This window comes from Nocardia sp. NPDC059154 (assembly GCF_042755705.1).
Taxonomy (GTDB): Bacteria; Actinomycetota; Actinomycetes; order Mycobacteriales; family Mycobacteriaceae; genus Nocardia.
This window is the reverse complement of sequence record NZ_JBHZCS010000065.1, coordinates 1-24,207: the sequence shown is the minus strand read 5'-3', so window position 1 is coordinate 24,207 and position 24,207 is coordinate 1. Positions and strand designations below refer to the sequence as shown.

22 protein-coding genes, 1 rRNA gene, 1 pseudogene and 1 riboswitch are annotated in these 24,207 nt (G+C 69.1%); of the genes and pseudogenes, 5 read left to right on the top strand and 19 right to left on the bottom strand.

The genetic code is table 11. The features are described from left to right. Positions 1 to 196 precede the first annotated feature (196 nt). Both lpdA and ACFXN1_RS39320 read right to left on the bottom strand, forming a co-directional pair. Positions 197 to 1,600 (bottom strand): dihydrolipoyl dehydrogenase, encoded by a 1,404-nt coding sequence (gene lpdA / locus ACFXN1_RS39325; protein ID WP_354851406.1) that lies wholly within the window; start codon positions 1,598 to 1,600, stop codon positions 197 to 199. Between the two features lie 176 nt (positions 1,601 to 1,776). Further along, positions 1,777 to 2,778 (bottom strand): dipeptidase, encoded by a 1,002-nt coding sequence (locus ACFXN1_RS39320; protein WP_379404212.1) that lies wholly within the window; start codon positions 2,776 to 2,778, stop codon positions 1,777 to 1,779. 115 nt (positions 2,779 to 2,893) lie between these two features. Between ACFXN1_RS39320 and ACFXN1_RS39315 the strand changes: the two genes are divergently transcribed. The 3 genes and pseudogenes from ACFXN1_RS39315 to ACFXN1_RS39305 all read left to right on the top strand — a co-directional run bounded on the left by ACFXN1_RS39315 (position 2,894) and on the right by ACFXN1_RS39305 (position 6,842). Next, on the top strand, positions 2,894 to 4,942 hold the full coding sequence (locus ACFXN1_RS39315) for a prolyl oligopeptidase family protein (protein WP_379444800.1): 2,049 nt from the start codon (positions 2,894 to 2,896) through the stop codon (positions 4,940 to 4,942). Between the two features lie 16 nt (positions 4,943 to 4,958). Then, positions 4,959 to 5,297 (top strand): annotated as a pseudogene (locus ACFXN1_RS39310) (cyclic nucleotide-binding domain-containing protein); the annotation flags it as partial. 69 nt (positions 5,298 to 5,366) lie between these two features. Continuing rightward, complete coding sequence (locus tag ACFXN1_RS39305; protein ID WP_379444801.1) at positions 5,367 to 6,842, top strand: aspartate ammonia-lyase; 1,476 nt, start codon at positions 5,367 to 5,369, stop codon at positions 6,840 to 6,842. Positions 6,843 to 6,855: 13 nt separating this feature from the next. On the opposite strand, the gene ACFXN1_RS39300 is transcribed toward ACFXN1_RS39305, so the two are convergent. The 9 genes from ACFXN1_RS39300 to ACFXN1_RS39260 form a co-directional block, all read right to left on the bottom strand. Further along, positions 6,856 to 7,704, bottom strand: coding sequence for an alpha/beta fold hydrolase (locus ACFXN1_RS39300; protein WP_379444799.1), 849 nt, complete (start codon positions 7,702 to 7,704; stop codon positions 6,856 to 6,858). A gap of 111 nt (positions 7,705 to 7,815) precedes the next feature. After that, on the bottom strand, positions 7,816 to 8,448 hold the full coding sequence (locus tag ACFXN1_RS39295; protein WP_379404215.1) for a TetR/AcrR family transcriptional regulator: 633 nt from the start codon (positions 8,446 to 8,448) through the stop codon (positions 7,816 to 7,818). Positions 8,449 to 9,160: 712 nt separating this feature from the next. Beyond that, entirely contained in the window at positions 9,161 to 9,766 is a 606-nt protein-coding gene (locus ACFXN1_RS39290) for a peroxidase-related enzyme (protein ID WP_379404216.1), read from the bottom strand. Then, positions 9,759 to 10,322 carry a hypothetical protein gene (locus ACFXN1_RS39285; protein ID WP_379444798.1) on the bottom strand — a complete coding sequence of 188 codons (564 nt, stop codon included), beginning with the start codon at positions 10,320 to 10,322 and terminating at the stop codon, positions 9,759 to 9,761. Before ACFXN1_RS39285 ends, ACFXN1_RS39290 begins: the two co-directional genes overlap by 8 nt. Beyond that, on the bottom strand, positions 10,319 to 11,335 hold the full coding sequence (locus tag ACFXN1_RS39280) for a putative FMN-dependent luciferase-like monooxygenase (protein WP_379444797.1): 1,017 nt from the start codon (positions 11,333 to 11,335) through the stop codon (positions 10,319 to 10,321). The genes ACFXN1_RS39285 and ACFXN1_RS39280 overlap by 4 nt, the downstream gene beginning before the upstream one ends. Then, positions 11,332 to 12,081 carry an ABC transporter ATP-binding protein gene (locus ACFXN1_RS39275; RefSeq protein ID WP_379444796.1) on the bottom strand — a complete coding sequence of 250 codons (750 nt, stop codon included), beginning with the start codon at positions 12,079 to 12,081 and terminating at the stop codon, positions 11,332 to 11,334. The genes ACFXN1_RS39280 and ACFXN1_RS39275 overlap by 4 nt, the downstream gene beginning before the upstream one ends. After that, entirely contained in the window at positions 12,074 to 12,943 is an 870-nt protein-coding gene (locus ACFXN1_RS39270) for an ABC transporter ATP-binding protein (protein ID WP_379444795.1), read from the bottom strand. Before ACFXN1_RS39270 ends, ACFXN1_RS39275 begins: the two co-directional genes overlap by 8 nt. Then, positions 12,924 to 14,759 carry an ABC transporter permease gene (locus ACFXN1_RS39265; RefSeq protein ID WP_379444794.1) on the bottom strand — a complete coding sequence of 612 codons (1,836 nt, stop codon included), beginning with the start codon at positions 14,757 to 14,759 and terminating at the stop codon, positions 12,924 to 12,926. The genes ACFXN1_RS39270 and ACFXN1_RS39265 overlap by 20 nt, the downstream gene beginning before the upstream one ends. Continuing rightward, on the bottom strand, positions 14,760 to 15,920 hold the full coding sequence (locus ACFXN1_RS39260; protein WP_379444793.1) for an ABC transporter substrate-binding protein: 1,161 nt from the start codon (positions 15,918 to 15,920) through the stop codon (positions 14,760 to 14,762). A 162-nt stretch (positions 15,921 to 16,082) separates the two neighbouring features. Continuing rightward, positions 16,083 to 16,199: riboswitch (SAM riboswitch) on the bottom strand. 93 nt (positions 16,200 to 16,292) lie between these two features. Here ACFXN1_RS39260 and ACFXN1_RS39255 point away from each other — a divergent pair. Next, positions 16,293 to 16,775, top strand: a complete 483-nt coding sequence (locus ACFXN1_RS39255; RefSeq protein WP_379444791.1) for an LOG family protein — start codon at positions 16,293 to 16,295, stop codon at positions 16,773 to 16,775. A gap of 52 nt (positions 16,776 to 16,827) precedes the next feature. Here the strand turns inward: ACFXN1_RS39255 and ACFXN1_RS39250 are convergent, their stop codons facing one another. Then, positions 16,828 to 17,466: an HAD family hydrolase gene (locus tag ACFXN1_RS39250; RefSeq protein ID WP_379404224.1), complete on the bottom strand. Its 639-nt coding sequence runs from the start codon at positions 17,464 to 17,466 to the stop codon at positions 16,828 to 16,830. 273 nt (positions 17,467 to 17,739) lie between these two features. Between ACFXN1_RS39250 and ACFXN1_RS39245 the strand changes: the two genes are divergently transcribed. After that, positions 17,740 to 18,588 carry a GNAT family N-acetyltransferase gene (locus tag ACFXN1_RS39245; RefSeq protein ID WP_379444790.1) on the top strand — a complete coding sequence of 283 codons (849 nt, stop codon included), beginning with the start codon at positions 17,740 to 17,742 and terminating at the stop codon, positions 18,586 to 18,588. Here the strand turns inward: ACFXN1_RS39245 and ACFXN1_RS39240 are convergent, their stop codons facing one another. From ACFXN1_RS39240 to rrf, 7 genes are all read right to left on the bottom strand, one after another. Continuing rightward, positions 18,589 to 19,071 carry a MarR family winged helix-turn-helix transcriptional regulator gene (locus tag ACFXN1_RS39240; protein WP_379404226.1) on the bottom strand — a complete coding sequence of 161 codons (483 nt, stop codon included), beginning with the start codon at positions 19,069 to 19,071 and terminating at the stop codon, positions 18,589 to 18,591. Then, entirely contained in the window at positions 19,064 to 19,498 is a 435-nt protein-coding gene (locus ACFXN1_RS39235; protein ID WP_379444789.1) for an SRPBCC family protein, read from the bottom strand. Before ACFXN1_RS39235 ends, ACFXN1_RS39240 begins: the two co-directional genes overlap by 8 nt. A 149-nt stretch (positions 19,499 to 19,647) precedes the next feature. After that, positions 19,648 to 21,681, bottom strand: coding sequence for an elongation factor G (gene fusA, locus ACFXN1_RS39230; RefSeq protein WP_379444787.1), 2,034 nt, complete (start codon positions 21,679 to 21,681; stop codon positions 19,648 to 19,650). Positions 21,682 to 21,966: 285 nt separating this feature from the next. Further along, positions 21,967 to 22,314, bottom strand: coding sequence for a YrdB family protein (locus ACFXN1_RS39225; RefSeq protein ID WP_379444786.1), 348 nt, complete (start codon positions 22,312 to 22,314; stop codon positions 21,967 to 21,969). A gap of 225 nt (positions 22,315 to 22,539) precedes the next feature. Continuing rightward, positions 22,540 to 23,100, bottom strand: coding sequence for a hypothetical protein (locus ACFXN1_RS39220; protein ID WP_379444784.1), 561 nt, complete (start codon positions 23,098 to 23,100; stop codon positions 22,540 to 22,542). Next, positions 23,001 to 24,002, bottom strand: a complete 1,002-nt coding sequence (locus ACFXN1_RS39215; RefSeq protein WP_379444783.1) for a hypothetical protein — start codon at positions 24,000 to 24,002, stop codon at positions 23,001 to 23,003. Before ACFXN1_RS39215 ends, ACFXN1_RS39220 begins: the two co-directional genes overlap by 100 nt. Positions 24,003 to 24,116: 114 nt before the next feature. Next, positions 24,117 to 24,207, bottom strand: a 5S ribosomal RNA gene (gene rrf / locus ACFXN1_RS39210); the annotation flags it as partial.

The window sequence follows — 24,207 nt, the reverse complement described above, 5'->3', positions numbered from 1 at the left end:
GACGGGGGGGGAAGGGAACCCAAAAAAAAAAAAACCCTCCCGGGTACAGACGGAACCCGCCACCACTCCCCCGCTTCAGGATTTCGGCGACGGAACCCTGAGATTCGCGGGACTCGCCTCCCCTTCGGGGGTACGGGGGCCGGCCCCCGAAATCCCTTGGGGTTTCAGGGGCGAAGCCCCCGAGAGTCTTCGAGAGCTAGAAGTTGATCATGTGGCCGGCGAGGCCGTGGATCGCTTCCTGGAGGGCTTCCGACAGGGTCGGGTGGGTGTGGACGTTGCGGGCCAGTTCGTTGACCGTGAGATCCCACTTCTGGGCCAGGGTCAGTTCCGGCAGCAGTTCCGAGACGTCGGGGCCGATGAGGTGGCCGCCGATGAGCTCGCCGTACTTGGCGTCGGAGATGAGCTTGACGAAGCCCTGCGCATCGCCGAGGCCGTGCGCCTTGCCGTTGGCGGTGAACGGGAAGGTCGCGACCTTCACGTCGTAGCCCTCGTCGCGGGCCTGCTGCTCGGTGAGGCCGAAGGAGGCGACCTGCGGCTGGCAGAAGGTGGCGCGCGGCATCATCCGGTAGTCGCCCAGCGACATGGTCTCCGCGCCCGCGATGGTCTCGGCCGCGACCACACCCTGCGCCTCGGCGACATGCGCGAGCTGCAGCAGGGCGGTGACGTCACCGATGGCGTAGATACCGGGGACGTTGGTGCGCATGTACTCGTCGATCGCGATGGCGCCGCGGTCGGTGAGCTGCACGCCGGTGTTCTCCAGGCCGTAGCCCTGCACGCGCGGCGCGAAGCCGACGGCCTGCAGCACCTTGTCCACGGTGACGGTCTCGATCGCGCCGGACTTGTTGTCCTTGATCGACACGGTGACCTTGGAGCCGTCGTCCTCGATGGACTGCACGGCCGCAGAGGTGGTGATGGTGATGCCGAGCTTCTTGTACGCCTTGGTGATCTCCTTGGAGATGTCGGCGTCCTCGTTCGGCAGTGCGCGGTCGAGGAATTCGACGATGCGCACGTCCACGCCGTAGTTCTTGAGGACGTAGGCGAACTCCATGCCGATGGCGCCCGCACCCACGATGAGGATGGAACCCGGCAGGTCACGGGTGAGGATCTGCTCCTCGTAGGTGACCACGTTGGCGGACAGCGAGGTGCCCGGCAGCAGCTTGGTCTCGGTGCCCGCGGCGATGATCACATTGTCGAACGTGATGTCCTCGGTACCGCCCTTGGTGAGCGCGACCGAGAGCGACTTCGGGCCGGTGAAGGTGCCCTTGCCGTCGAACTCGTCGATCTTGTTCTTCTTCATCAGGAAGTGGACGCCCTTGACCCGGCCGTCCGCGACCTTGCGGCTGCGGTCGAACGCCGCGCCGAAGTCGAAGGTCGCGTTACCCGAGATACCGAAGGTCTTCGCTTCCTTGGTGAAGATATGAGCCAGCTCCGCATTGCGCAGCAGTGCCTTGGACGGAATGCAGCCCACGTTCAGGCACACGCCACCCCAGTATTTCTGCTCGACGATCGCTGTTCGCAGGCCGAGTTGAGCGGCACGGATCGCGGCGACATAACCGCCGGGACCAGCGCCGAGAACGACGACATCGTAGTGGGAAGTCACGGCATCGAGACTAGACCTGTCGCCGGGACCTCACTCAGCCATCCCCCGCCCGCGTGAGACGCGGAACACGTGAGAGCGGTCACGCCCGCGGTCTGGATGCGACCGATCAGTCCGTCGCGCCCGGTGGCCCGGCCGAGATCTCCGACCGTCCGTTGATCCCGCCGGACCCGCCGCGGCTAATCCCGCCAGACCTGCCGCGCCACGCGCGCGAAATTGCCGCCGAAGACGGCCGCCCGGTCGGCGGCGGAGAAGCCGCGCGCGGCCAGCGCCTCGTCCAGCCCCCGCACCCCGGACGTGCCGAGCAGGTCTTCCGGTGGCACCCACTGCAATTGGCCGTAGCGCGTGTACTCCTCGGAGTAGCTGTCCGGATTGCCGGCCAGTTCGGCGTTGAAATCCTCGGCGTCGAAGGAGTAGTCGGAGCCGATCCCGATGTGCTCGATGCCGACCAGTTCCGCGCCGTAGGCGATGTGGTCGGCCATGGCCTCGATGCGCCCGGCCCCGTCGGCGGGTTCGTTGCGGCCCAGGAAGATGCCGACACCGTTGATACCGATCACGCCACCGGTGGCAGCGCACGCCTTGGCCTGGTCGTCGCCGATATTGCGCGGATGTGCCCACAGCGTCGCGAAATTCGAGTGGCTGTAGATCATCGGCACGGTCGTGGTCTCGGCGATGTCGAGTCCCGTGCGCCGCGAGCAGTGCGACCCGTCGGCGAACACCCCGACCTCGTTGAGCGTGCGGATCAGGTCGCGGCCGTAGGCGGTGAGGCCGGTGTCGTCGGTGTCGAGGCACCCGCAGCCGGCCGCGTTGGCGTGGTTGTAGGTGGGCAGCAGCGAGCGCAGGCCCAGTTCGTGGAACAGCTCGACATTGTCGAGATCACCCCCCAGCGGCCCGGAGTCCTCGAGGTCGAAGGCCAGCGCGAGGGTGGCGTCGGTCTCCGCGGTGGGGACCTCCGGCCAGGCGTCCTCGATGCTGTGCACCAGGCGGAATCGGCCGTCGGTCAGGGCATCCCGCCGGAACTGGGTGACCAGCTCGAGCGACTCGCGGGTGGATTGCGGCGCGTAGCCGATATTGACCGAGAGGTAGGAGCCCAGCGGGTACCGCGTCAGCTCGGTGAGGTCCGCGGTCGGCAGCAGCGGCAGGCAGCAGTGCTGTTCCCACAGCCGGGGCTCATGCGACACGCCGAGGCCTCCTGGATCCGATCGGTATCGAAACCGCAATCCTACTGATCGTGCGGCGGAGTGCCCGGCAACACGTTCGCGACCGGCGAACGCGCACCTCGGCAACAATGAGGGCATGACCGGTGTTGGACAGGACGTGACGGATCCCTACCTGTGGCTCGAAGAGGTCGAGAGCGAACGCGCCCTGACCTGGGCGGAAGAACGTAATGCGGTGTCCAGGGAGCGGTTCGCGTCCTCGGAGCGCTTCACCGACCTCGAGGCGCGCGTGCTGGCCATGCTCGACACCGACACCCGCATCGCCTATCCGGGCCGGCGCGGCCCGTGGCTCTACAACTACTGGCGCGACCGCGAGCACCCGAAGGGCCTGTGGCGGCGCACCACCTTCGCCGAGTACGCGAAGGACGAGCCGGACTGGGAGATCCTCATCGACCTGGACGCGCTGGCGGCCGCCGAGGGCGAGAACTGGGTCTGGGGCGGTGCGGCGGTGAAGCGGCCGGAGCAGCGGCGCGCGCTCATCAGCCTCTCGCGCGGCGGCGCGGACGCCAAGGTGGTCCGCGAATTCGATATCGAGGCAAAAGCTTTCATCGCGCCCGAGGACGGCGGCTTCCACCTACCCGAGGCCAAGTCGGACTTCGCCTGGATCGATCACGACACCCTGTACGTGGGCACCGATTTCGGCCCCGGCTCGCTGACCGACTCCGGCTATCCGCGGGTGGTGAAGCGCTGGCGGCGCGGAACCCCGCTGGAGGCAGCGGAATTCGTGTACGAGGGCGAGGTCACCGATGTGGCCGTCTCCGCGGGCTACGACCGCACCCCCGGCTACGAGCGGCACTTCCTGAGCCGCGCCACCGACTTCTTCAACGAAGAGGTCTACCTGCTGGAATCCGACGGCACGCTGCGCTTCATCGACGTGCCCACCGACGCCACCGAGACCTGGTACAAGCGGTGGCTGCTGGTGCGGCTGAAGGCGCCGTGGGAGGTGAACGGCGCCATCTATCCGGCCGGCGCGCTGCTGGCCGCCGACTTCGAGGCATTCCTGTCCGGCGCACGCGATTTCGACGTCCTGTTCACCCCCGACGCGCACACCGCGCTGCACGGCTACGGCTGGACCGAGAACCACCTGCTGCTGGTCACGCTGGAGGACGTGCAGACCAAGCTGTACGTGCTCACCCCCGGCCCCGACGGCTGGACCCGCGAGCCGCTGGCCGACACCCCGGCCATGGCCAGCACCAGCATCATGAACCTGGACCGCCTCGACGGCGGCGACGAATTCATGCTCTCCACCAGTGGTTTCACCCGCCCGACCACGCTGATGTCGGGGTCGGTGGGCGGCAGCGTGGAGGTGCTCAAGCAGGAGCCGGGCTTCTTCGACGCCGACGGCATCGTGACCGAGCAGTTCTTCGCGCAGTCCGACGACGGCACCCAGATCCCGTATTTCGTGATCCGCCACCGCGATCGCCAGGGTTCCCCGGGCCCGACCGTGATGTCCGGTTACGGCGGGTTCGAGGTCTCCCGCACCCCCAGCTACAGCGGCATGGTGGGGATGGGCTGGCTGGAGCGCGGCGGCACCTACGTCATGACCAATATCCGCGGCGGCGGCGAATACGGCCCGGAATGGCACACCTCGGTGCTGAAGGCCAACCGGCACAAGGCCTTCGAGGATTTCGCGGCCGTGGCGCGGGATCTGGTGGCGCGCGGCATCACCACGCCCGGGCAGCTGGGCGCGGTGGGCGGCAGTAATGGCGGCCTGCTCATGGGCGTCATGCTGACCCGGTACCCGGAGCTGTTCGGGGCCATCGTGTGCCAGGTGCCGCTGCTGGACATGCAGCGCTACCACCTGCTGCTGGCGGGCGCGTCCTGGATCGCCGAGTACGGCGACCCGGACAAGCCGGAGGAGTGGGAGTACCTCGCGAAGTACTCGCCGTACCAGAACACCAGCCCGGACCGGCAGTATCCGCCGATCCTGCTCACCACTTCTACCCGCGACGACCGCGTGCACCCCGGCCATGCCCGAAAGATGGCCGCGCGCTTGGCATCCGAGGGCCACGACGCCTGGTACTACGAGAACATCGAGGGCGGCCACGGCGGCGCGGCGGACAACAAGCAGTCCGCCTTCCAGGCGGCGATAATCTACGAGTTCTTCACCCAGCAGCTGATGGACTGACGCCCCGGGAGCCGATGTGGACCAACTGGACGAGCTGATCGAGACCACCGCCGCCGCGACCGGGCTCGATCCGGACGACCTCCGGTCCTTCGCCGCCACCGCCGAGCGGCGCGAATATCCGGCCGGCTCAACCCTGTTCCACGAGGCCACCCCGCGGGAGTGGGCAGGGATCGTGGTCGAGGGCGAGGTCCAGATCATCTCCGGGCTCACGGGTCAGGAGATCCAGCTTGCGCGCCTGGGCCCCGGCAGCCTGGTGTCCGAGGTCGCGCTGGTGGACGACACCCCGCACACCGCCAGCGGCCGCACCCGCGACGGGGCGGTGGTACTCGTGGTGCCCCGGGCGACCCTGCGGGAACTGGCCGGGCAGCACCCGGATCGCTACTACCGCATCGTCGCCCGCGTCGCCGGGCTCATCGCGCACCGCATGCGTACCGTCTCCGAGCGGCTGGCGGCGGCGATCGCGGCCCAGCAGCCGCTGGGCGGCATTCGCACCGAACACGATTCGCTGGGCACCCGGGAACTGCCCGCCGAAGCGTACTACGGCGTCCAGACCCTGCGCGCTATGGAGAACTTCCCGATCTCGGGCGTGAAGCTGCGCCGGTTCGGGCACCTGGTGTCCGCGCTCGCCTACGTGAAAAAGGCCGCCGCACTGGCGAACGCGGAACTCGGGTCGATCACGCAGGAGAAGGCGACGGCCATCATCGGCGCCTGCGACGAGCTGCTGGAGCCGGGCAGCCCGGCAGCGGTGCGGCTGCGCGAGGACTTCATGGTCGACATGGTGCAGGGCGGCGCGGGCACCTCGACCAATATGAACGCCAACGAGGTCATCGCCAACCGCGGTCTGGAGCTGATGGGGCATCGCAAGGGCGAGTACCGCTACCTGCACCCCAACGACGACGTGAACCGCTCCCAGTCCACCAATGACGTCTACCCCACCGCGGTGAAGCTCGGCGTGTACCTGTCGCTGCAGGACGCCGCCGCGGCATTGACGGAACTGCGGAATGCCCTGCGGGCCAAGGCGGTCGAATTCGGCGACGTCATCAAGATGGGCCGCACCCAGCTGCAGGACGCCGTCCCCATGACGCTGGGCCAGGAGTTCGGCGCGTACGCGGTCATGATCGGCGAGGCCGTCAGCCATCTGCAGCGCATCGGGCAGGACCTGCTCGCGGTGAACATGGGCGGCACCGCCATCGGCACCGGCATCACCAGCCCGCCCGGCTACGCGGACCTGGTGACCCGGAATCTCGCCGAGATCACCGGGCTGCCCATCCGCCAGGCCGAGAACCTGGTCGAAGCCACCCAGGACTCGGGCGATTTCGTGGCGGTGTCGGGCACCCTCAAGCGCGCGGCGGTCCAGCTGTCCAAGATCTGCAACGATCTGCGGCTGCTCTCCAGCGGCCCGCGCGCCGGCCTGGGCGAGATCAATCTGCCCGCGGTCCAACCGGGTTCGTCGATCATGCCGGGCAAGGTCAACCCGGTCATCCCGGAGGTGGTGAACCAGGTCTGCTTCCAGCTCATCGGCTACGACATGACCGTCACCATGGCCGCCGAGGCCAGCCAGCTGGAATTGAACATGGCCGAACCGATCATGGCCTACGACCTGCTGATGGGCCTGATGATGCTGCGCAATGCGGCCATCACCCTGACCAGCCGCTGCATCACCGGCATCACCGCCAACCGGGAACACTGCCGGGATCTGGTGGCGCACAGCATCGGCCTGGTGACCGCGCTGGTGCCCAAGCTCGGCTACGAGCAGTCGGCGGCGATCGCCAAGGAGGCGTTGCGGACCGGCGGCAGCGTCTACGACCTGGTGCTGGAGCGCAGCGCCCTGAGCAAGGACGAGCTCGACGAGCTGCTGAGCCCGGAGAAGATGACCGGGCCGAGGTCGCGCACCCTCTGAATCGGCCCGCGAATCAGCGGTCCCGGAGCCACTTTTCGACATAGTCGAGGGTGGACTCGGGATCGCTGATCCAGCCGTTGTGCCCGAGCGGGTCCGGATTGTGCCAGGTGGTGATGTCGGCCTCGGACAGCTTGGCGAGCAGCTGCCGCGCCGACCCGCGCGGGGTCAGCTCGTCGCCGGTCATGGTGATCGACAGGACCGGCAGTTTCAGCCGTCCGATGCGCTCCTCGTAGTCGATATCGGCTCCGGCGGGCTGGAATCGGCCGGTGCGAGCCAGCCGCGCCCAGTCGGCGATCAGCGCCTTCGACTGCCGTCCGAAGCCGCCCGCGGTGATGGTGTCGCCGGGCCAGAACCCGGCCAGATTGGCGGTCAGCGACAGCGCCGCGCTGCCCACCGCGGCCAGGCCCGTGTAGCCGCGGAAATGCGGCGTGCCGGAGGCGATGAGGATCAATCCGCCCAGCCGCCCGCGGATCCGGGAGGCGTACATGACGCCGAGCTGGCCACCCATGCTGTGCCCCAGCAGGTATGGCGTGCTCTCGGGGAACCGCTCGCGCACCACCTCGAACATGGCGGGGAAGTCCATGGCCACCAGTTCCTGATAGCCGTGGGTGCTCGGGACGCCGGGTTTCGGCCGGCTGTCTCCGTTTCCGCGGACCTCCAGCAGCGCCACATCGAAACCCCGGTCCGCCAATGGCTTCCCGAACAGCGAGTAGTACTCCCCCGGGACGCCCAGGCCGGGCGCGATCACCACCACCGGCCGGGGGCTGTCGGCCGTAATCGGATGCCGGTGCGGGCCTTTCGCCGGTATCAAGCGCACCGGCACCGTGGTCCCGTCGGGCATCTGAATGGGCACGGTCTCCATGATCGGCACGCTACCCGTAAAGGTCGCGCCCGTCCGCGAGGCAGCGGACGGGCGCGAAAACGGGTCGGTGGTTGGGGGTTCGGGTGTCGGTTGACAGCGGTTCGGACCGGGTCAGGCGCTGACGGCGCCCATGATGATGCGGCGCAGCACCCGGATCACGTCGTCGAGCGGCTCGCGCGGTTCCGAACCGCTCCAGGCGTCCACCACGTAGTTCACGGCGCCGATGATGGCGAGCACGCGCATTTCGTAGTCACCGGGCGGGATTTCACCGTGCAGGGCGGCATCCTCGGCGGCGCTGGCCAGCAGCGCGCCCCAGGCGCGCCGCAGTTCCAGGCGGAACTTCTCCACCTTGGGTCCCGCCCCGACGACTTCGACGAGCGCGACTCTGGCCTTGCGCGGATCTCGCCCGATGGACTCGATATAGGCGCGTACGGCGGCGTCGATGATGTCGATGGCGCTGGCGTCGGAGTGCTCGGCGATGGTGGCCGCCACGGCTTCCCGGGATTCGCGATCGATCTGCTCGTAGAGCTCGAGCAAGAGCGATTCGCGGCCCGTGAACTCCTCGTAGAACTGTCTCGAGGAGAGGCCGGCGTCCTTGCAGATGGCTCCGACAGAACTATTGGCATATCCATCGCGCGCGAACACCGTGAGCCCGGACTCCAGAAAACGCGCACGACGCTGCCGCTGCCGGTCTTCTACGGGCTGCCCGGCGTACATTCTTCCCGCGTTCGTTTCCTGTGACATTGCGCCAGACAATACCGAAGGGCCCGATCCCCTCGTCATGGATCGGGCCCTTCGTTTGAACCTTCGACTTACCGCGCGATAGCCGAAAGATGGCTCAGTGACTTCGGGCCGGGCGGCGCACCCGGGACGGTGGGTATAGGCAGGGGAACCGTCCCGGGTTCGGGACGCGGGTCCGGGGGGAGAGACTCGCGGCCCGATGTCGCATTGACCCGAAAGTCACTGATCGTTTGCCGTTCAACACGATACAGAGCAGCCGTACTGGACGGAATACTTTTCTAGGATCTTTTTAGTATTAATTTGTCGGACCCTCGCGATGCCCGGCCGGACCAGCGCGGGAGCACTCGATGCGAGCGGAGTACCCAGCGCGGTACCCACTGACACCAGGCGCGAAACCCGTCGACACGGACATAAAAAAGGACCCGATCCCCCCGTCGGAGATCGGGTCCTTCCACATCACCCCGGCTTCCGCGCAGTAGCCGAAAGATGGCGCTCGCGTGGCTACTTGGCGGAAACGCTCGAGGAGCCGGTTGCCAGCAACTTGAGAATGGTCTGAACGAGAACATCCGAAAGGAAGTTCGCCATGGTGGTGCTCCGATCCGCCGGGGTGCCAGTGCTTTCACTGACCGTTTGCCCTCGGCACGATACCGATCCGGTACCCGCGCAGGGAAGATTTCCGATGAACTTTCTAGAATTTTTTTGAGAGAGCCCTAGATTAGGCCGGGACCTCCGGCTCGCCCAGGGTGAGCATGAGCCGGTTGGCCCACGAGAACGAGGCGGCGGACAGCACCAGATCGTGCAGCTCGGCGGCGTCGAAACCCAGCTCTCGCAGCCGCTTCAGATGATCGGCGGATGCGCGCGGCGGATTGGCGGCCAGCGCGTCCACGAAATCGATGACGGCGTCCCACCTTTCGTCGATCCGCACCTCGTTGCCCTCGTCCAGCAACCGCTGCACATCCGCGACACGCTTGGACAGCGCAGAAGTGAAACGTGAATGAACGGATGCGCAGTACTCACACCCGTTGTGCCGGGAGGTAACGGTCGCCGCGAGTTCGCGCTCGGCCCGGGTCAATCCCCCTCTACCGTAGAAGATCGCTCGATCATTCGCGCTGCGGTGCGCCAGCACCTCGGCATTGCGCGCGAGTAGCCGGAAGTAGGGGCCGACACCGCGGTCACCCTCGAGCAGGGGACGCTGCAACTCATCGGCATCGGCCAGCACGATGGGTTCCACCCACGGCACCCAGTCCAGCTGCTCCTGGGTGAATCCACTTGGCCGCCGGGATGTTTCGACACTGCGCACCTCGCGCCCGGGCTCACTCATCATCCGCTCCGATCAGTCGCAGCCCGGCCAGCAGCCGGACCTGGAAGTGCACGAACCCGATGAGCTGCGCCACCGTCACGATGTCGCGCTCGGACAGGCCGACCGCGGCCAGCGCGTCGATGTCCGCGCGGGCGAGGGACGCCGGCGCGGAGGTCACCCGGGCGGCGTGCCGCAGAATGGCCGCCAGCACCGGATCGCCCTCCGCGGGAGTGGTTCCCAGCGCCGCGTAGTACGCCGCCAGCTCCGGCGCGCCGGCCAGCTCGGCGACGGCGACCGCCGCCGCGATCAGCCGCTCCCGTCCGGCGCTCGCGGTGGCCGGGCCGTCGAGCAGCGCCTCGAATACACCCTGCGAATGTTCGATAACCTCCGGGCGTGTCGCGCGCACCGCGCGCACCGATTCGGCCCGCGCACCCAGCACGGCATCGATGACATCGGCGCGGCGGCCCCCTGCGCCGCCGCGCGAGCCGGCCGGGTCGGCGGTGTCGGAAGCAGTCTTTCCAGCCACTTCCGTTGCCGCAGGTGGCGTGTCGTCGTAAGCGGTGGATGCCTCGGTCACCGGGTGGTCCTTTCGTCGGGTCGCCAACCCAGTTGCGGCGCGACCTTGGTGGCGATGAGTTCGATGGAGCGCAGGGTGGCGGCGTGGCCCGGGTCGACCGGGTGCGCCTGCACGATGAAGTCGGTGGCGTGCCGCAGCGCCACGTCCTCCGACAGCCGCGCCACCACCTCGTCCGGGGTGCCGATGTAGATGTCGCGCAGCACCTCGTCGACGGATTCCGCCACTTCGGGTCCGCCGTTGCGGCCGAGCTGATCCAGGAACCGGGCCGCGCCGCGCTCGGCGAGGGCGACCGCCTCGTCGTGGTCGTCGGCCACGAAAACGCCCCGGGACGCCCCGATTCGCGGTTCGGCGCCCGCGGGCAGCGCGTCGAGATAGGCGTCGACCAGCGGCTGCTGGATCTCCCAGAGGGTGGCGTCCGGCCCGGCCGGATCACGCGGCTGGGCCTTCGACAGCAGCAGTCCGTCACCGGCCCGCCCGGCCCGGCCCGCGCCCCCGGCCGAGAAGGTGGCCTGCCACAGGCGGTCACGGAGCCCGGCGGCCGGCGGGTTCAGCCCGCGGTCACCGACCAGCGGCGTACCGTCCAGGGCCGCGGTCACCCGCGCGAGCTTGTTCGCGTACACCGACTGCCGATCCGCGCCGGCCAGGTCGAACAGTTCGAAGGCGTGCCGCGACCCGCCCGCACCGAACCCGAGCTCGAGCCGCCCGCCCGACAGCTCGTCCAGCACCGCCGCGTCCTCGGCGACCCGGATCGGATCCTCCAGGGCCAGCGTCACGATCGCGGTCCCGAAGCGGATGCGCGGCAAGCGGGCGGCCGCGTGGGCGAGGAACACGAACGGGGACGGCAGCCCGCCCTCGGCCGGATCCAGGTGATGCTGCGCCACCCAGGCGGTGTCGTAGCCGAGCCGTTCGGCCAGCCCGATCTGCTCGAGCGCCTGCCGGTACACCGTGCCCGCGTCCTCCGCCGGATCGGTGCGGACCAGGCGGGTGAAGAAGCCGAGCCGTTGCGGGGTCATGTGGTCACCTTTCCGAGGTAGGCGTCGCGCACCGCCGGATCGCCGACGAGTTCCGCGGCCGGGCCGTGCAGCACGATCCGCCCGCTGCGCAGCACATTGGCGGTGTGCGCGATGCTCAGGGCCAGCTCCGCCTGCTGCTCGACGATCAGGATGGCCAGGCCCAGCTCCCGATTGAGCCGGGCGATCTCCTCCAGCACCCGATCGACGAACAGTGGCGACAATCCCATGGTGGGCTCATCCATGCAGATGAGGCGCGGTTTGCTCATGAGCGCGCGGGCGAAGGCCAGCATCTGCTGCTCGCCGCCGGAGAGCGTGCCCGCCCGCTGGGCGCGCCGCTCGGCCAGGCGCGGGAAGTGGTCGAACAGCTCGGCGGCGCGCGCGGCAAGCACCGCGCGGCGCTCCCGGCGGATGTAGCCGCCGACGAAGAGGTTCTCCTCGACGGTCATGGCCGGGAAGACGCGCCGGGCCTCCGGGACCGAGGCCAGCCCGGCCCGGATCCGCGCCGACGGGGGCGTCGCGCTCACGTCCGTACCGTCGATGCGCACCACGCCCGAGGACGGTTTCAGCAGGCCGAGCGCGGTTTTCATGGTGGTCGACTTGCCCGAGGCATTGCCGCCCAGCAGCGAGACGATCTCGCCGGGCCGCACCCGCAGGGAGACCTCGTCGAGCGCCCGGGACGGGCCGTAGTGCACCACCACCCGGTCGAACTCGAGGATCGGCGTGGCATTCTCGTCGAAGTCAGACATCCGCGCCGACCTTCCCGCCGGCCCGGCTGCGCCCGAGGTAGGCCTCGATGACGCGCGGATCCGCCAGCACCTCGGCGGGCGTGCCCTGGGCGATGATGCGCCCCTCGTCGAGCACGAGCACCCGGTCGGACAGGTCGTGGACCAGGTCCATCTTGTGCTCGACCAGCAGCACCGTCTGGCCCTGGGCCTTCAATGCGGCCAGCTGCCTGCCGATTTCGGCGGTCTCGGTCTGGTTCATGCCCGCGGCGGGCTCGTCGAGGAGCAGCAGGCCGGGTTCCGCGGCGAGCGCCCGTGCGATCTCGGTGCGGCGGCGATTGGCGTAGGACAGCGTGTAGGTCGGATGGCCGGCGCGCGGCGCCAGGCGGTCCTCGAACCGCGCGAGCTCCGCGTCGATCCGAGCGGCCGACGCCCGCCGCTCGGCGCGCGCCGCCGGTGTCGGCACCAGCGCCACCCCCAGCTCGGCGAGCAGCGAAATCCATTTCAGCACTGGCACATTCGCCAGCGCACGGAGTGGCCGCGCGGCGCGCAGCGTGGGCTGCAGGCCGACATCGACGTTCTCGCGGACGGTCATATTGCCGAACACGCGGCCGTTCTGGAAGGTCCGGGCGATGCCCGCCGCGGCGGCCGCCTCCGGGCGGCCGGGGCGAATCCTGCTGCCGTGCACCAGGACTTCTCCGGCATCCGGCTTCAGCACACCGGAGATCAGATTGACCGTCGTCGACTTCCCGGACCCGTTGGGCCCGATGATCGAGACGAATTCACCTGGCGCGATGGAGAATTCGACCCGGTCCACGGCTCGCACGCCGCCGAAGGAGCGTCGGAGACCGGTGACCGTGAGCACGTCAGGCGTTGATCGGGACACGATTCCTCCTCACCAGGATTCCCTGTGGCCGGAACCGCACCACCAGCAGCAATACCAAGCCGTACAACACGATTCGCCACGACGGCGCCAGCCGCAGCAGCTCCGGCACCCCGATCAGCACGACCGCGCCCAGCACCGCGCCGTAGGGCGAGGCGGTGCCGCCCAGCACCAGGATGGTCACCACCAGCAGCGACATCGGCAGGTTGAAGACCGTCGGGTCGATGTAGGAGTACTGGTGGGCCAGCAGCGCGCCGCCGATGCCGGAGAAGAACGCCGCCACCGCGAAGGCCAGCGCCTTGTAGTCGCGCACCGGCACCCCCGCCGAGCGCGCGGCCACCTCGTCGGCCCCGATGGCCCGGATGGCGATCCCCAGCCGGGACCGCTGCACGCCGACGATGACCGCCAGCACGATGGCCAGCACCACCAGCTCCAGCCGGAAAATCTGGGTGTGCGTGGTGAATTCGTACCCGAACAGACTGGGCGCGAGTATCCCGAAGATGCCGTAGCTGCCGCGCGTCACCGGCTCCCAGTTGCGGATGATCGCCACCGTGACGATGCCGATGCCCAGCGTCGCGATGGCCACATAGTGCCCGCCCAGCCGCCACAGCGGCGCGGCCAGCACCGAGGAGGCCACGGCCGCGACGAGGCCCGCGGCCACGATGGCGGGCAGGAACGCCCAGCCGTGCGACACCGTCAGCACCGCCGAGGTGTACGCGCCGATGGCGATCGGACCCGCCTGCCCGATGGCCAGCTGTCCCGCCGACCCGGCCACCAGCGTCATGGAGACCGCGATGATGGCGTAGGCCAGGATCTGGGTGCCCACCGAGATGCCGTAGTCGTCCGCGATCAGCGGAATCGCCACGCCCGCAACGGCGAACGCGATCAGGGCATGCCACCAGCGCGCCCGCAGTTCCCGTCCCGAGCCGAGGAAGGTGCCGGTCATGGGCTCGGATTCGATGGCGGGCGGCCGGGCGAGCAGACCGCCGGGCCGCAGCACCAGGAAGACCACCAGCAGGCCGAAGGTGATCAGATCCCGGTAGCCGTCACCGAACCAGTAGATGCCGAACGCCTCCACCAGGCCGAGCACGAAACCGCCGATGACCGCGCCCGGAATCGACCCCAGCCCGCCGATGGTGGCGGCCACGAACCCGGTCATGCCGACGATGCCGCCGCTGGTCGGCGAGATGTTGGAGTTGTAGAGGCCGACGAAGATGCCCGCCAGCCCGCCCAGTCCGGAGGCGATGGCGAAGGCCAGCGACTGCACCCGGCCCACGCCGATGCCCATTTGCGCGGCGGCGTCGGGGTCCTGCGCGGTGGCGCGAATGGCCAGGCCGTGGCGGCTGTAGCGCAGGAAGGCCCACAGTCCCGCCATCACCGTGAGGGTGAGGGCGAACATGGCCACATCGGAGGTGCCGAACCGCACCCCGCCGACCCGGAAGTTGTTGGTGGGCAAGACCTGTGGGAAGGGCCGGGTGTCGGGCTCGAACACCAGGGCGACCACGTTCTCGATGATCAGCCCGACCGCCACCGTCGCCAGCAGGGCGGCAATGGCGGGGGCCCGCCGCAGCGGCCGCACCGCCAGGATGTCGATGCCGACGCCGACCAGCGCCGTCGCCGCCACCACCACGATCAGCGCGGTCCACCAGGGCGCGCCGTGCTGGGCGATCAGCCACCAGCCCAGCACCGAACCGAACGCGAAGATCGAGCCGTGCGCGAAGTTGATGACATTGCTGACCCCGAAGATGAGGGTGATGCCCACGGCGATGAGCGCGTACGCATTGCCGTGCACCAGACCCGCGATGAGCGTGTCGAACATCTATTTGGCGCTTCCGACCGGCACGAATTTGCCGCTGCGCAGTTCCAGCTCGATCGGCTTCACGCCGCTGGGCCGCCGCGTCTGCTGATCGAAGGCGAAGGTGCCCAGGCCGATTCCGTCGAAGTCCTTGATCTCGCGCAGGCCCTTCAGCACGCCCTCGCGGGTGGCGCCGCCGGTCTTGGCGGCCTTCACCAGCACATTCAGCGCGTCGTAGGCGTAGACGTTGAAATCGCCCGGGTCCGTGTCGAACTTGGCCCGGAACTTGGTGACGAAGCTCTGGATCTTGGGACTCGGATCCGACGGCGTGAAGACGCCGTTCACGATGTCGCCCGCGGCCGCCGCGCCCGCCAGATCGATGAACTGCGGGGTGTTCTGGCCGGCGAAGAGCTGCCCGGTGAACCCGACATCACGCAGCTGCTTGACCACCAGCGCGCCGTCCGGGCCGTAACCGAGGTGCACGAAGGCGTCCGGGTTGGCGTCGCGGCCCTTGATCAGCACCGGCCGGAAGTCCTGCGAATCCGGCAGGATGGCCGAGGAGTAGGCGATCTCGATGCCCTTCTCCTTGGCGAACTGCTCGAAGAATTTGAAAGCCTGCTTACCCCAGTCGGTTTCGAGGTAGACGACGGAGACCTTCTTCGCCTTGGACCGCACCCACTCGGCATTGCGCTCCATGTACACGTCCAGCGTGATAGACGGGCTCCACGAGTAGTCGCCGCCCTTGGTGAAATCCACCGAGGAGTTGGTGAACCCGTACTGCACCAGCTTGCCGCGGTTGTACACCGGCGAGGCCGCGATGGAGGCGGGCGAGGAGAAGTCGCCGAGCTCGGCGATGATGGACTTGTCGCCCACGAACTTGGTGGCGATCGGCACCGTCTGCTTCGGATCCGACTGCGAATCCTCCCATTTCAGCGCAACCTTCTTGCCGTCGATCCCGCCCGCCGCATTGATCTCGTCCAGGGCCAGGTCGAAGCCCTGCTGCCAGAGCCGCCCGTACTCGGCCGACCCGCCCGTCTTCGGGCCCGACACCCCGAAGTACACGGTGTCCGACCTACTGTCCGACGACTCGTTCCCGCACGCCGACAGCAGCCCCGCCACCGCGGTCGCCGCCGCCACACCCACCAACACCCGGAATCCACGCGACCCGGACCAGTTCCTGCTCATTGCTACCTCTGCACTCGTGCACCGACACCGCGCCGGGGCATGGGGACTCGACCGCGACCGCCGAAGGCGTACGGTGCGGGAAGAGAATCGCCCGCATGGAATTCGGGCGCTGGGCCTCAGCCGTTGGCCGGGCGGCATCCAGACATGGACCTGTGCTCCTTCGACTAGCGCTTGCGGGGTCCGCGTGGACGCCGCCTGGTCGTCACCCGGGGCACCCCACCGCCGCGCGAGGGTTGCCGATCAGCGAGCCGGGGCTCGAACATGCTGATACTCGTGACCGTGGGCAGAACGGTAGCCGCGGCCACGCCGCGCCGACACCATTCGAATCACCCTGATGCCAACGACCCGTCCGCGCCGACGAGAGGAAAGCCCTTGCCACCCCTGCAAATTGCCGTCTGCGGCCCCAGCACCTCCACCGACACCGAGTCCACGGCCGCCCGCGAGGTGGGCCGGCTGCTCGCCGCGGCGGGTGCCACCGTGCTGTGCGGCGGCGGCTCGGGTGTGATGGCCGCCGTCGCCGAGGGCGCCTCCGGCGCAGGCGGACTCGTCCTCGGCATCCGCCCCGACACGGATCGGGACGCGGTCTGCCGGGGCCTGTCCGCGGCGATCTATACGAATATGGGCGAGGCCCGCAATGCGATCCTGGTGGCCTCGGCCGACGCGGTCATCGTCATCGGCGGCTCGTGGGGCACCCTGTCCGAGCTGGCATTGGCGAACCACCGCGGTATTCCGGTCGTATCACTGCGCGGCTGGCAGGTACGCGATGCCGACGGCCACGCGGTCGACGCCCCGATCCCCGCCCTCGACCCCTCGCACGCCGTGGCCCTCGCGCTCGCCCCGCCGATCTATCCGTGAACGCCCGCACCGCGCGCGGCCGGTGCGCCGAGAACGGTTGCGAGTCAACCGGTTACGTGGCGAGGTGGGCGGCCAGCCAGCGCGGGAACTCGGTCAGATCGCCGAGCACCACATCCGCGCCCGCGGCCGACAGTTCCTCGGCCGCATAGGGCCCGGTGGTCACCGCCACCGACACCGCGTCGGCCACCTTGGCCGCCCGCACATCGCCGAGATGATCCCCCACATAGATCGAGGCCCCGCGCTCCCGCAGCACCTCGCCCTTCTCCTCCGCCCAGGCCCCGCCGACCAATTCGTCGACCGCCAGCCCGAGATGATCGAGATGCAACTGTGCGTGCGGCCCGTTCTTCGCCGTGATCACCAGCACCCGCCCACCGGCCCGATGCACCGCCGCCAGCGCGTCGACCACCCCCGGCAGATGCTCCGCCGCGTGCACCGCCAGATCCGGATACAACTCCCGGTACATCGCGACGATCCCCGGCACCTCATGCTCCGGAAACCACTGCGCCGCCTCGTGCGCCAGCGGCGGGCCGAGCCGCGACACCACCAGCTCCGAATCGATCGCCACCCCGGTCCTGGCGGCCACCGCATCCCACACCGCCGCAATCCCCGGCCGCGAATCGATCAGCGTCATATCCAGGTCGAACCCGACCACCAGCCCACCGGTGACTGCACCCGAACGATCAACACTCACCCCCAGACCCTACGACCCACGTCCACCCACCCGACCACGGCCACACCCGACCACCGTCGCACCCACTCAGGACCGTGCACGGCGCGATACCCGCCGGCCGCGCCGACCCAACCGGTGCAGCCCGGGCGCTGAGTAGGCCGGCACCATCCGCGCTCGCCCGGGCTACGGCATTTATGGGATCCGGCAGGCCGTTCCGTGACGACCTGGGCAGCAGGCTCGCCCGGGACGAAAATCGCGGGCATGTCCGTTGCGACCCGAATTAGGCTCGGGCGCATGCCAAGTGATCAGGGAACGCTTTTCTGCGGGACGGAGCTGGCGGCGCGGATCGAGCGGGTCGAAGCTGAGCTCATTGCGAAGGGCAGTGCGGCGGCCGCGGACCGGGTGGGAGTCGATGCGGGGTTCGTACTTCCGGTGGCGGGCGGGGTGGCGTCGTTTGCCGAGGACGGGTCGCCGCTGAACAAGGTTGCCGGGCTCGGATTCGCGGGGATACCCCAGCCATCGGAACTCGACGAGATCGAGCGGTTGTTCGCGGCACGGAAGACGCCGGTACAGGCCGAGGTCTCGCAGCTCGGCGATCCGGGTGTCGGCGAACTCCTCACCGCGCGCGGTTATCTGCTGGTGTCGTTCGAGAACGTGCTCGGGCTGGAGCTCGGCGGCGAGCGTGCCGCGGTGGTCGCCGATGGTGTCGACGTGAAACCCAGCGGCGAGGACGAGTTCGGCACCTGGCTCGAAGTGGTCGCGGAGGGGTTCGCGCATCCCGATCCCCAGGGGGTGGCGTCGCACGAGGAATTTCCGGCCGATGTCATCGCCCGGGCCATGCGGGATCTCACCGGTGCGGCGGGGGTGCGGCGGTATCTGGCCCGGCGGGCGGGGCGGGTCGCGGGCGGCGCGAGCCTGCGCATGTCCCAGGGCGTCGCCCAGCTGACCGGCGCGGCAACCGATCCCGCGCATCGGCGGCACGGGGTGCAGTCGTCGCTGCTGTCGGTGCGCCTCGCCGAGGCGACCGCGGCGGGCTGCGATATCGCGGTGGTGACCACCCAGCCCGGCTCGAAGTCCCAGCAGAATGTGCAGCGGCTGGGCTTCGGGCTGCTCTATACGCGGGCGATCCTGGTCAAGCCCTGATCAGCCCGGCAGCCGGTGCGCGGCAATCGGTTTCAGGTGCTCGCGCAGCAGGTCGCCGTCGTCGCCGAAGAGCTGGGCGTCGGTGTCGACGGCGGTCTGCACGCCCTGGCTCGCCAGTTCCCGTCCGGCGGAGGTCAGTTCGATGCGCAGGACCCGGGCATCGGCCGGATCGGCGTGACGAAGGAGCAGGCCGCGCTCCTCCAGCCCCCGAATCACCTTGGACGCCATCATCCGATCCGAACCGGACATGTCGGCCACCTGCTGCTGGGTCGGCAGCTCGCCCTCCCGGCTCAGCCAGCCCGCCGAGGCCAGCAGGTTGAACTGGGTGGGGGTGAGGCCGAGCGGGCGCAGATTGCGCTCCAGCGTCGCCCGCCACTCCAGCGCGGCGTGGTGCAACCAGAAGCCCGGGCTCATGAGCGGTCCCCGCGGCACGCCACGCGCCTGCCGCGGAGTTCCCGGCGCCCGCCCCGATGATTCAGCCACGCCGTAGCGCCTCCTGCTCCAGTGCCGCGAAGGTCAGCGGCATGTCCGCGCGCATGGCCTTCTCCCAGACGAGTTTGAACAAGGGCCCGAACAGCCCGTGCACCTCGACATTCTCGGCTACCCGCACGGTGCCGTCGCCAAGGGCCTCGTAGGTGCGGTGGCCGCGCAGCTTCCCGAACGGAATGCCCGCCTCACTGGTCCACGACTGTCCCGGCTCCACGGCGACAATGGTGAACGGCCCGGCCGGCGCTCCCTTCGGCTTGACCCACCCGGTGGTCCCGGCCGCGAACTCGCCGTCGATGCGGGACTTCTCCTCGTGCGGGTCCCATTCCGACCAGCGGGCCACATCGGTGGCGACCGCCCAGATCTTGTCGATGTCGCCGGTGATCACGGCCTCTTCGGTGAACGAGTACATCATGACTGCCATCTCCCCTCGGGAAATTCTGTTGTTGCGACAACAGTAACCGTAGTCGCGACAACAATCAACCCTTGCGGCGATTCGATCGCCGCCCGCGACAACGGGGCCCGGTGACCGACGGCATCGATATGCCGCCGTCACCGGGCCCTGGTCACTCTTTACGGGGCGAGGGCGTAACCCAGCGGGCGCGTGGTGAACGTGCCCCGGCCCTGTGTGCGACTGCGCAAACGGGTTGCGTAGCCGAACAATTCGGCCAGCGGCACCGTGGCCGTCACCACCACGACGCCGGGGCGGGTGACCGAACCGGTCACCCGGCCGCGCCGGGCGGCGAGGTCACCGAGCACCGCGCCGACATGGTCCTCCGGCACGGTCACGGTCAGCTCCACCAGCGGCTCCAGCACCGCCATGGCGCTGGCGCGCAGGGCTTCCCGCAACCCCAGGCGGCCCGCGGTGCGGAACGCCAGCTCCGACGAATCCTTCGAATGCGTCGCACCATCGGTGAGCGTGACCCGGACCCCGGTGACCGGATGACCCGCGAGCGGGCCCGCCGCCAAAGCGTCCCGGCAGCCGGCCGCCACCGCGCGGACGAACTCCGCCGGCACCCGGCCACCGACCACCGTCGAGTCGAACTCGAATCCCGTTGCCCCGGGCTCGGATTCACGCAGCGGCTGCACATCGAGCACGATGTGCGCCCACTGCCCGGCCCCGCCGTCCTGCTTGGCATGCCGGTAGGTCAGGCCCCGGACGCCGCGCACCACGGTCTCCCGGTACGCCACCTGCGGCCTGCCCACGGTCACGCTCAGCCCGCGGTCGCGGCGCAGCTTCTCCACCACGACCTCGAGGTGCAGTTCGCCCAGTCCGGCCAGCAGGGTCTGCCCGGTCTCCGGGTCGGTCCGCACCGTCAGGGACGGGTCCTCCTCGGCCAGCCGGGCCAGGGCCACCGCCAGCTTCTCGGTGTCCGCGCCGGTCCGCGCCTCGACCGCCACCGACACCACCGGCTCGGTGGGAGCCGGCGGTTCCAGCAGCACCGGGGCGTCCGGCGCGCACAGGGTCGCGCCGACCCGCACGGCCTTCGGGCCGACCAGCGCGACGATGTCGCCCGCCACCGCGGCCTCGACCTCCGCGTACCGATCCGCCTGCACCCGCAGGATGCGCGCGACCCGCTCGCGACGACCACCGCCCACGTCCAGCACGGTGTCGCCCTTCCGCAGGACGCCCGAGTAGACGCGCACGAAGGTGAGCCGCCCGGTCGGCGTGGCATGCACCTTGAAGGCCAGTGCCGCACACGGTTCCGCCGGATCCGCGGCGCGGACGTCGTCACCGGCCCCGACCGCGGGCCGGTCCAGCGGTGACGGCAGATACGCGACCACGGCGTCGAGCAGCGGCTCGATGCCGATATCGCGGTAGGCCGCGCCGCACAGCACCGGCACCACCTCGCCGGAGAGGGTGAGCTCCCGCAGCGCGGCGGTCAGGGTGTCGGCGGACAGGCCGGAGCGTTCGACGAACTCCGCCAGCGCCGCCGAATTCCGCTCCGCCACCGCCTCTTCCAGTTCGCGCCGGCGTTGCGCCACCTCGTCGGCGAGGTGATCCGGAACCGGGCCCGCCACGAGCCCGTCCTCCCACGTGAGGGCACGCAGGCGAACCAGATCCACCACGCCGGCGAACGCGTCTCCGGCGTACACCGGCAGCTGGACGAGCACCGGAACCGGATGCAGCCGTTCGCGAATCGAGGCGACCGCGGCCGCCAGGTCGGCCCCGGCGCGATCCATCTTGTTGACGAAGGCGATCCGGGGCACGCCGTAGCGGTCGGCGCGCCGCCACACCGATTCGCTCTGCGGCTCCACCCCCGCCACGGCGTCGAAAACCGCCACCGCGCCGTCCAATACCAACAGGGACCGCTCGACCTCATCGGAGAAGTCGACGTGCCCCGGGGTGTCGATGACGGTGAGCCGGTGCCCGGCCCACTCGCAGCTCACGGCCGCCGCGAAAATGGTGATGCCCCGATCCCGTTCCTGCGGATCGAAATCGGTGACGGTGGTGCCGTCGTGCACCTCGCCGCGCTTGTGGGTCATCCCGGTGAGAAACAGCATCCGCTCGGTCACCGTGGTCTTCCCGGCATCCACATGCGCGAGAATCCCGAGATTGCGAACGGCTGCCAAAGATTGTCGAGAAATGTTGGTACGCACGGTCATACGCCCTTCGTGCTGATCCGGAACAGAACAGCGCGATTCCCCCGGACAGGGCAGACGCCCCGGGGGTACTCAGTACCGGCCGCGCAGCCGGCACCGAGCCGGCGAAGACACCAGGATCACCTCGAAGCGCGGGCGGGCCACGACGACGTCGCGATGAACGCGCATGATCGGCCCCTTCCTGCTCTCGAGCACGGCGGAACCTCCCGCTCCGCCGTGCGACCGTAACAGTGCAACGTTTTCGGTGTCGCGTGAATTTCCCAGGGGCCCACTCGAGCTCGGTCGGCGCTACATCGACAGATGCCCGGCATGGATCACGGCCAGATTCGCGACGACCAGGACCGGGAAGGCGATCGCGGCCGTCCGATGTCCCAGCTGCCAGAGCCCGGCGGCCGCACCGCCGAACACCACGACCTTGGTGGCCACCGCCGCCACGGGGATCGAGAAACTCGCCTGCGGTGCGGCGAACATGCCCCACAGCACCATGGCCGCCAGGGCGACGCCGCCACCCAGCAGCACCTTGGCGATCCGGCCGCGACCGGTGCGCACGCCCCAGTAGGCCAGTGCGCCGACGGCGACGAGTTCCAGCACGAAGGCGAGGGTCAGGTTGACGGCCGTCCAGGCGGTGGTGATCATGTCTACTCCGAGATCGGTGCTCTCAATTAAGACCAATGATCACCCACTGTGGGCACCGAGTCAAGAGCAGTGCTCTCGCTTTACGATCGGAGGCGGAAATGCCAAGGGCCCCCGGCACAGTGCCGGGGGCCCTTGGACGGCAAGGAGAGCGGAGGCGCTGGATTATCTACCCAAAAGAATTAGAAGGAAGCTCCCCCATGGCCTCGCCGCGCACCACGATAGCAGTCATGCCGGAATCAGGTCACCCAGGTTTTCGGGAGTGAACACCCGCGACCCCTCCGGCAGCCCCTCCGGGCGCTCCAGGCCGATGAAGGTGACCGGCTCCTCGAAAGTCTGCCCGCCCCAGCGGATCACGTCGTCGGCCATCAGGCCCGCCAGGTAACCCACCGTCAGATACCGGCGAGCCACCAGGGCCCGCGCCAGCGCGGTCGCCGAGACCTGGTTGTTCTCCACCGCATTGAACTCGGGCTCGCCCGCCAGGTGCAGATGCAGCCAATTCACCCGCCACCCGCCGCTCGGCGCGCGAAAGAACACCAGCGGCAGGGCGACTCGCCTGGCACCCCGCAGCTCCGACTTCATGCGCACGGTGCGCGGCTCGTAGGGCAGGCCCTGCTGAGCGCCGTCGCGCAACATGAAGCCGAAGAAGGATTCCGCCACCTCATCGAAACCCTCACCGGCGAACACATTCACCTGCGGCACAATGGCGTGCGCCGACACCCGCCCCAGCTCCAGCTCGATGAACTCCGACGCACCCTCGGGCGCGGCGGTGATATCGCCGGAGTGCACACCACCCACCGTCGTGAGGTTCGTGTACGAGAGCCAACGCGCACGGACTTCGACCGCCGGGCCGGCCGGGCGGCGATCGCGACATCCAGGGCCGCCAGCAGGCCACGGCGAGAACGCCGCGACAGGGAGCGAAAATGAGCGGGAGCCAGCAGCGAGACATCGCCGCCCGACAGCAGACAGGCCAGGCGCAGGACATCGGTGACGGTGTCCACCAGCAGATCCACGCCGCCCGCCAGCCGGACCTCATTGATGATCGCCCGATTCTCGCGCACCGGAATCGATTCCGGCTGCGGGCCGCGGGCACAGTGGAGCGCGAGCTCCCACAGGACAGCGAGGTCCTCGTCACCGAGGGGTGTCGCCCGGCCCGCGAGCGACAGGTAGAGCGCCGACACCTCGCCCTCGACCGACTGTCCGGCATGCAGAACCGTCACCCGGTCACCGGCGGACGCGATCAATTCATCATGCGCGGCAGCCATTTCGCCATAGCTGTGCTGATAGCTCCCATACCGGGGCAAAGCCAGCAGGTTCAGCACCCCCTGCGCCAACCCCTCGGACACTGCGGCCGCCGCCAGCTCGTCACCGAGCGCATCCAGCAGGCAGTCGGTCCAGAACTCCACCGTGTCGGGCACATTCGCCGGAAAGTCCTTGAAGTACACATTGTGCTCGACATGCGCGCCGGCCATCCGGCGCACGATCGGCAGCACCCGCACCGCGATATCGAGCACCGCCCCCGGCGTCAGCCCCGCCAGCCGCGCGATCAGATCCCCGGAAAGCTTGAACCCCACCGACATCAGCACGGCATCGAACTGCCGCACCACGACCTCGCCGGACCCCGCCGGCCCTTCGACACCGGGCAGCCGCAACGTACGGCTGACCACCAGCTCATCCAGATCCCAACTCACCCAGGCATCTTCGCAACCTTCGACGCCCCGGCCCACCGAATTACGCGCCGGCCGAGAAATACCCAGGAAACGCAGAAGGCCCCCAGCTTATGCTGGGGGCCTTCGCGAATGATGTTCCGGCGGTGTCCTACTCTCCCACACCCTGTCGAGTGCAGTACCATCGGCGCAGGTGGCCTTAGCTTCCGGGTTCGGAATGGGACCGGGC

What these genes read in the sequence shown, in the direction of transcription:
- ACFXN1_RS39315 (WP_379444800.1), top strand. Translation starts at nt 2,894, where the DNA reads ATGACCGGTGTTGGACAGGACGTGACGGATCCCTACCTGTGGCTCGAA.
- ACFXN1_RS39305 (WP_379444801.1), top strand. Translation starts at nt 5,367, where the DNA reads ATGCGTACCGTCTCCGAGCGGCTGGCGGCGGCGATCGCGGCCCAGCAG.
- ACFXN1_RS39300 (WP_379444799.1), bottom strand. Translation starts at nt 7,704, where the DNA reads ATGGAGACCGTGCCCATTCAGATGCCCGACGGGACCACGGTGCCGGTG.
- ACFXN1_RS39295 (WP_379404215.1), bottom strand. Translation starts at nt 8,448, where the DNA reads ATGTCACAGGAAACGAACGCGGGAAGAATGTACGCCGGGCAGCCCGTA.
- ACFXN1_RS39290 (WP_379404216.1), bottom strand. Translation starts at nt 9,766, where the DNA reads ATGAGTGAGCCCGGGCGCGAGGTGCGCAGTGTCGAAACATCCCGGCGG.
- ACFXN1_RS39280 (WP_379444797.1), bottom strand. Translation starts at nt 11,335, where the DNA reads ATGACCCCGCAACGGCTCGGCTTCTTCACCCGCCTGGTCCGCACCGAT.
- ACFXN1_RS39275 (WP_379444796.1), bottom strand. Translation starts at nt 12,081, where the DNA reads ATGTCTGACTTCGACGAGAATGCCACGCCGATCCTCGAGTTCGACCGG.
- ACFXN1_RS39265 (WP_379444794.1), bottom strand. Translation starts at nt 14,759, where the DNA reads ATGTTCGACACGCTCATCGCGGGTCTGGTGCACGGCAATGCGTACGCG.
- ACFXN1_RS39260 (WP_379444793.1), bottom strand. Translation starts at nt 15,920, where the DNA reads ATGAGCAGGAACTGGTCCGGGTCGCGTGGATTCCGGGTGTTGGTGGGT.
- ACFXN1_RS39245 (WP_379444790.1), top strand. Translation starts at nt 17,740, where the DNA reads ATGCCAAGTGATCAGGGAACGCTTTTCTGCGGGACGGAGCTGGCGGCG.
- ACFXN1_RS39235 (WP_379444789.1), bottom strand. Translation starts at nt 19,498, where the DNA reads ATGGCAGTCATGATGTACTCGTTCACCGAAGAGGCCGTGATCACCGGC.
- fusA (WP_379444787.1), bottom strand. Translation starts at nt 21,681, where the DNA reads ATGACCGTGCGTACCAACATTTCTCGACAATCTTTGGCAGCCGTTCGC.
- ACFXN1_RS39225 (WP_379444786.1), bottom strand. Translation starts at nt 22,314, where the DNA reads ATGATCACCACCGCCTGGACGGCCGTCAACCTGACCCTCGCCTTCGTG.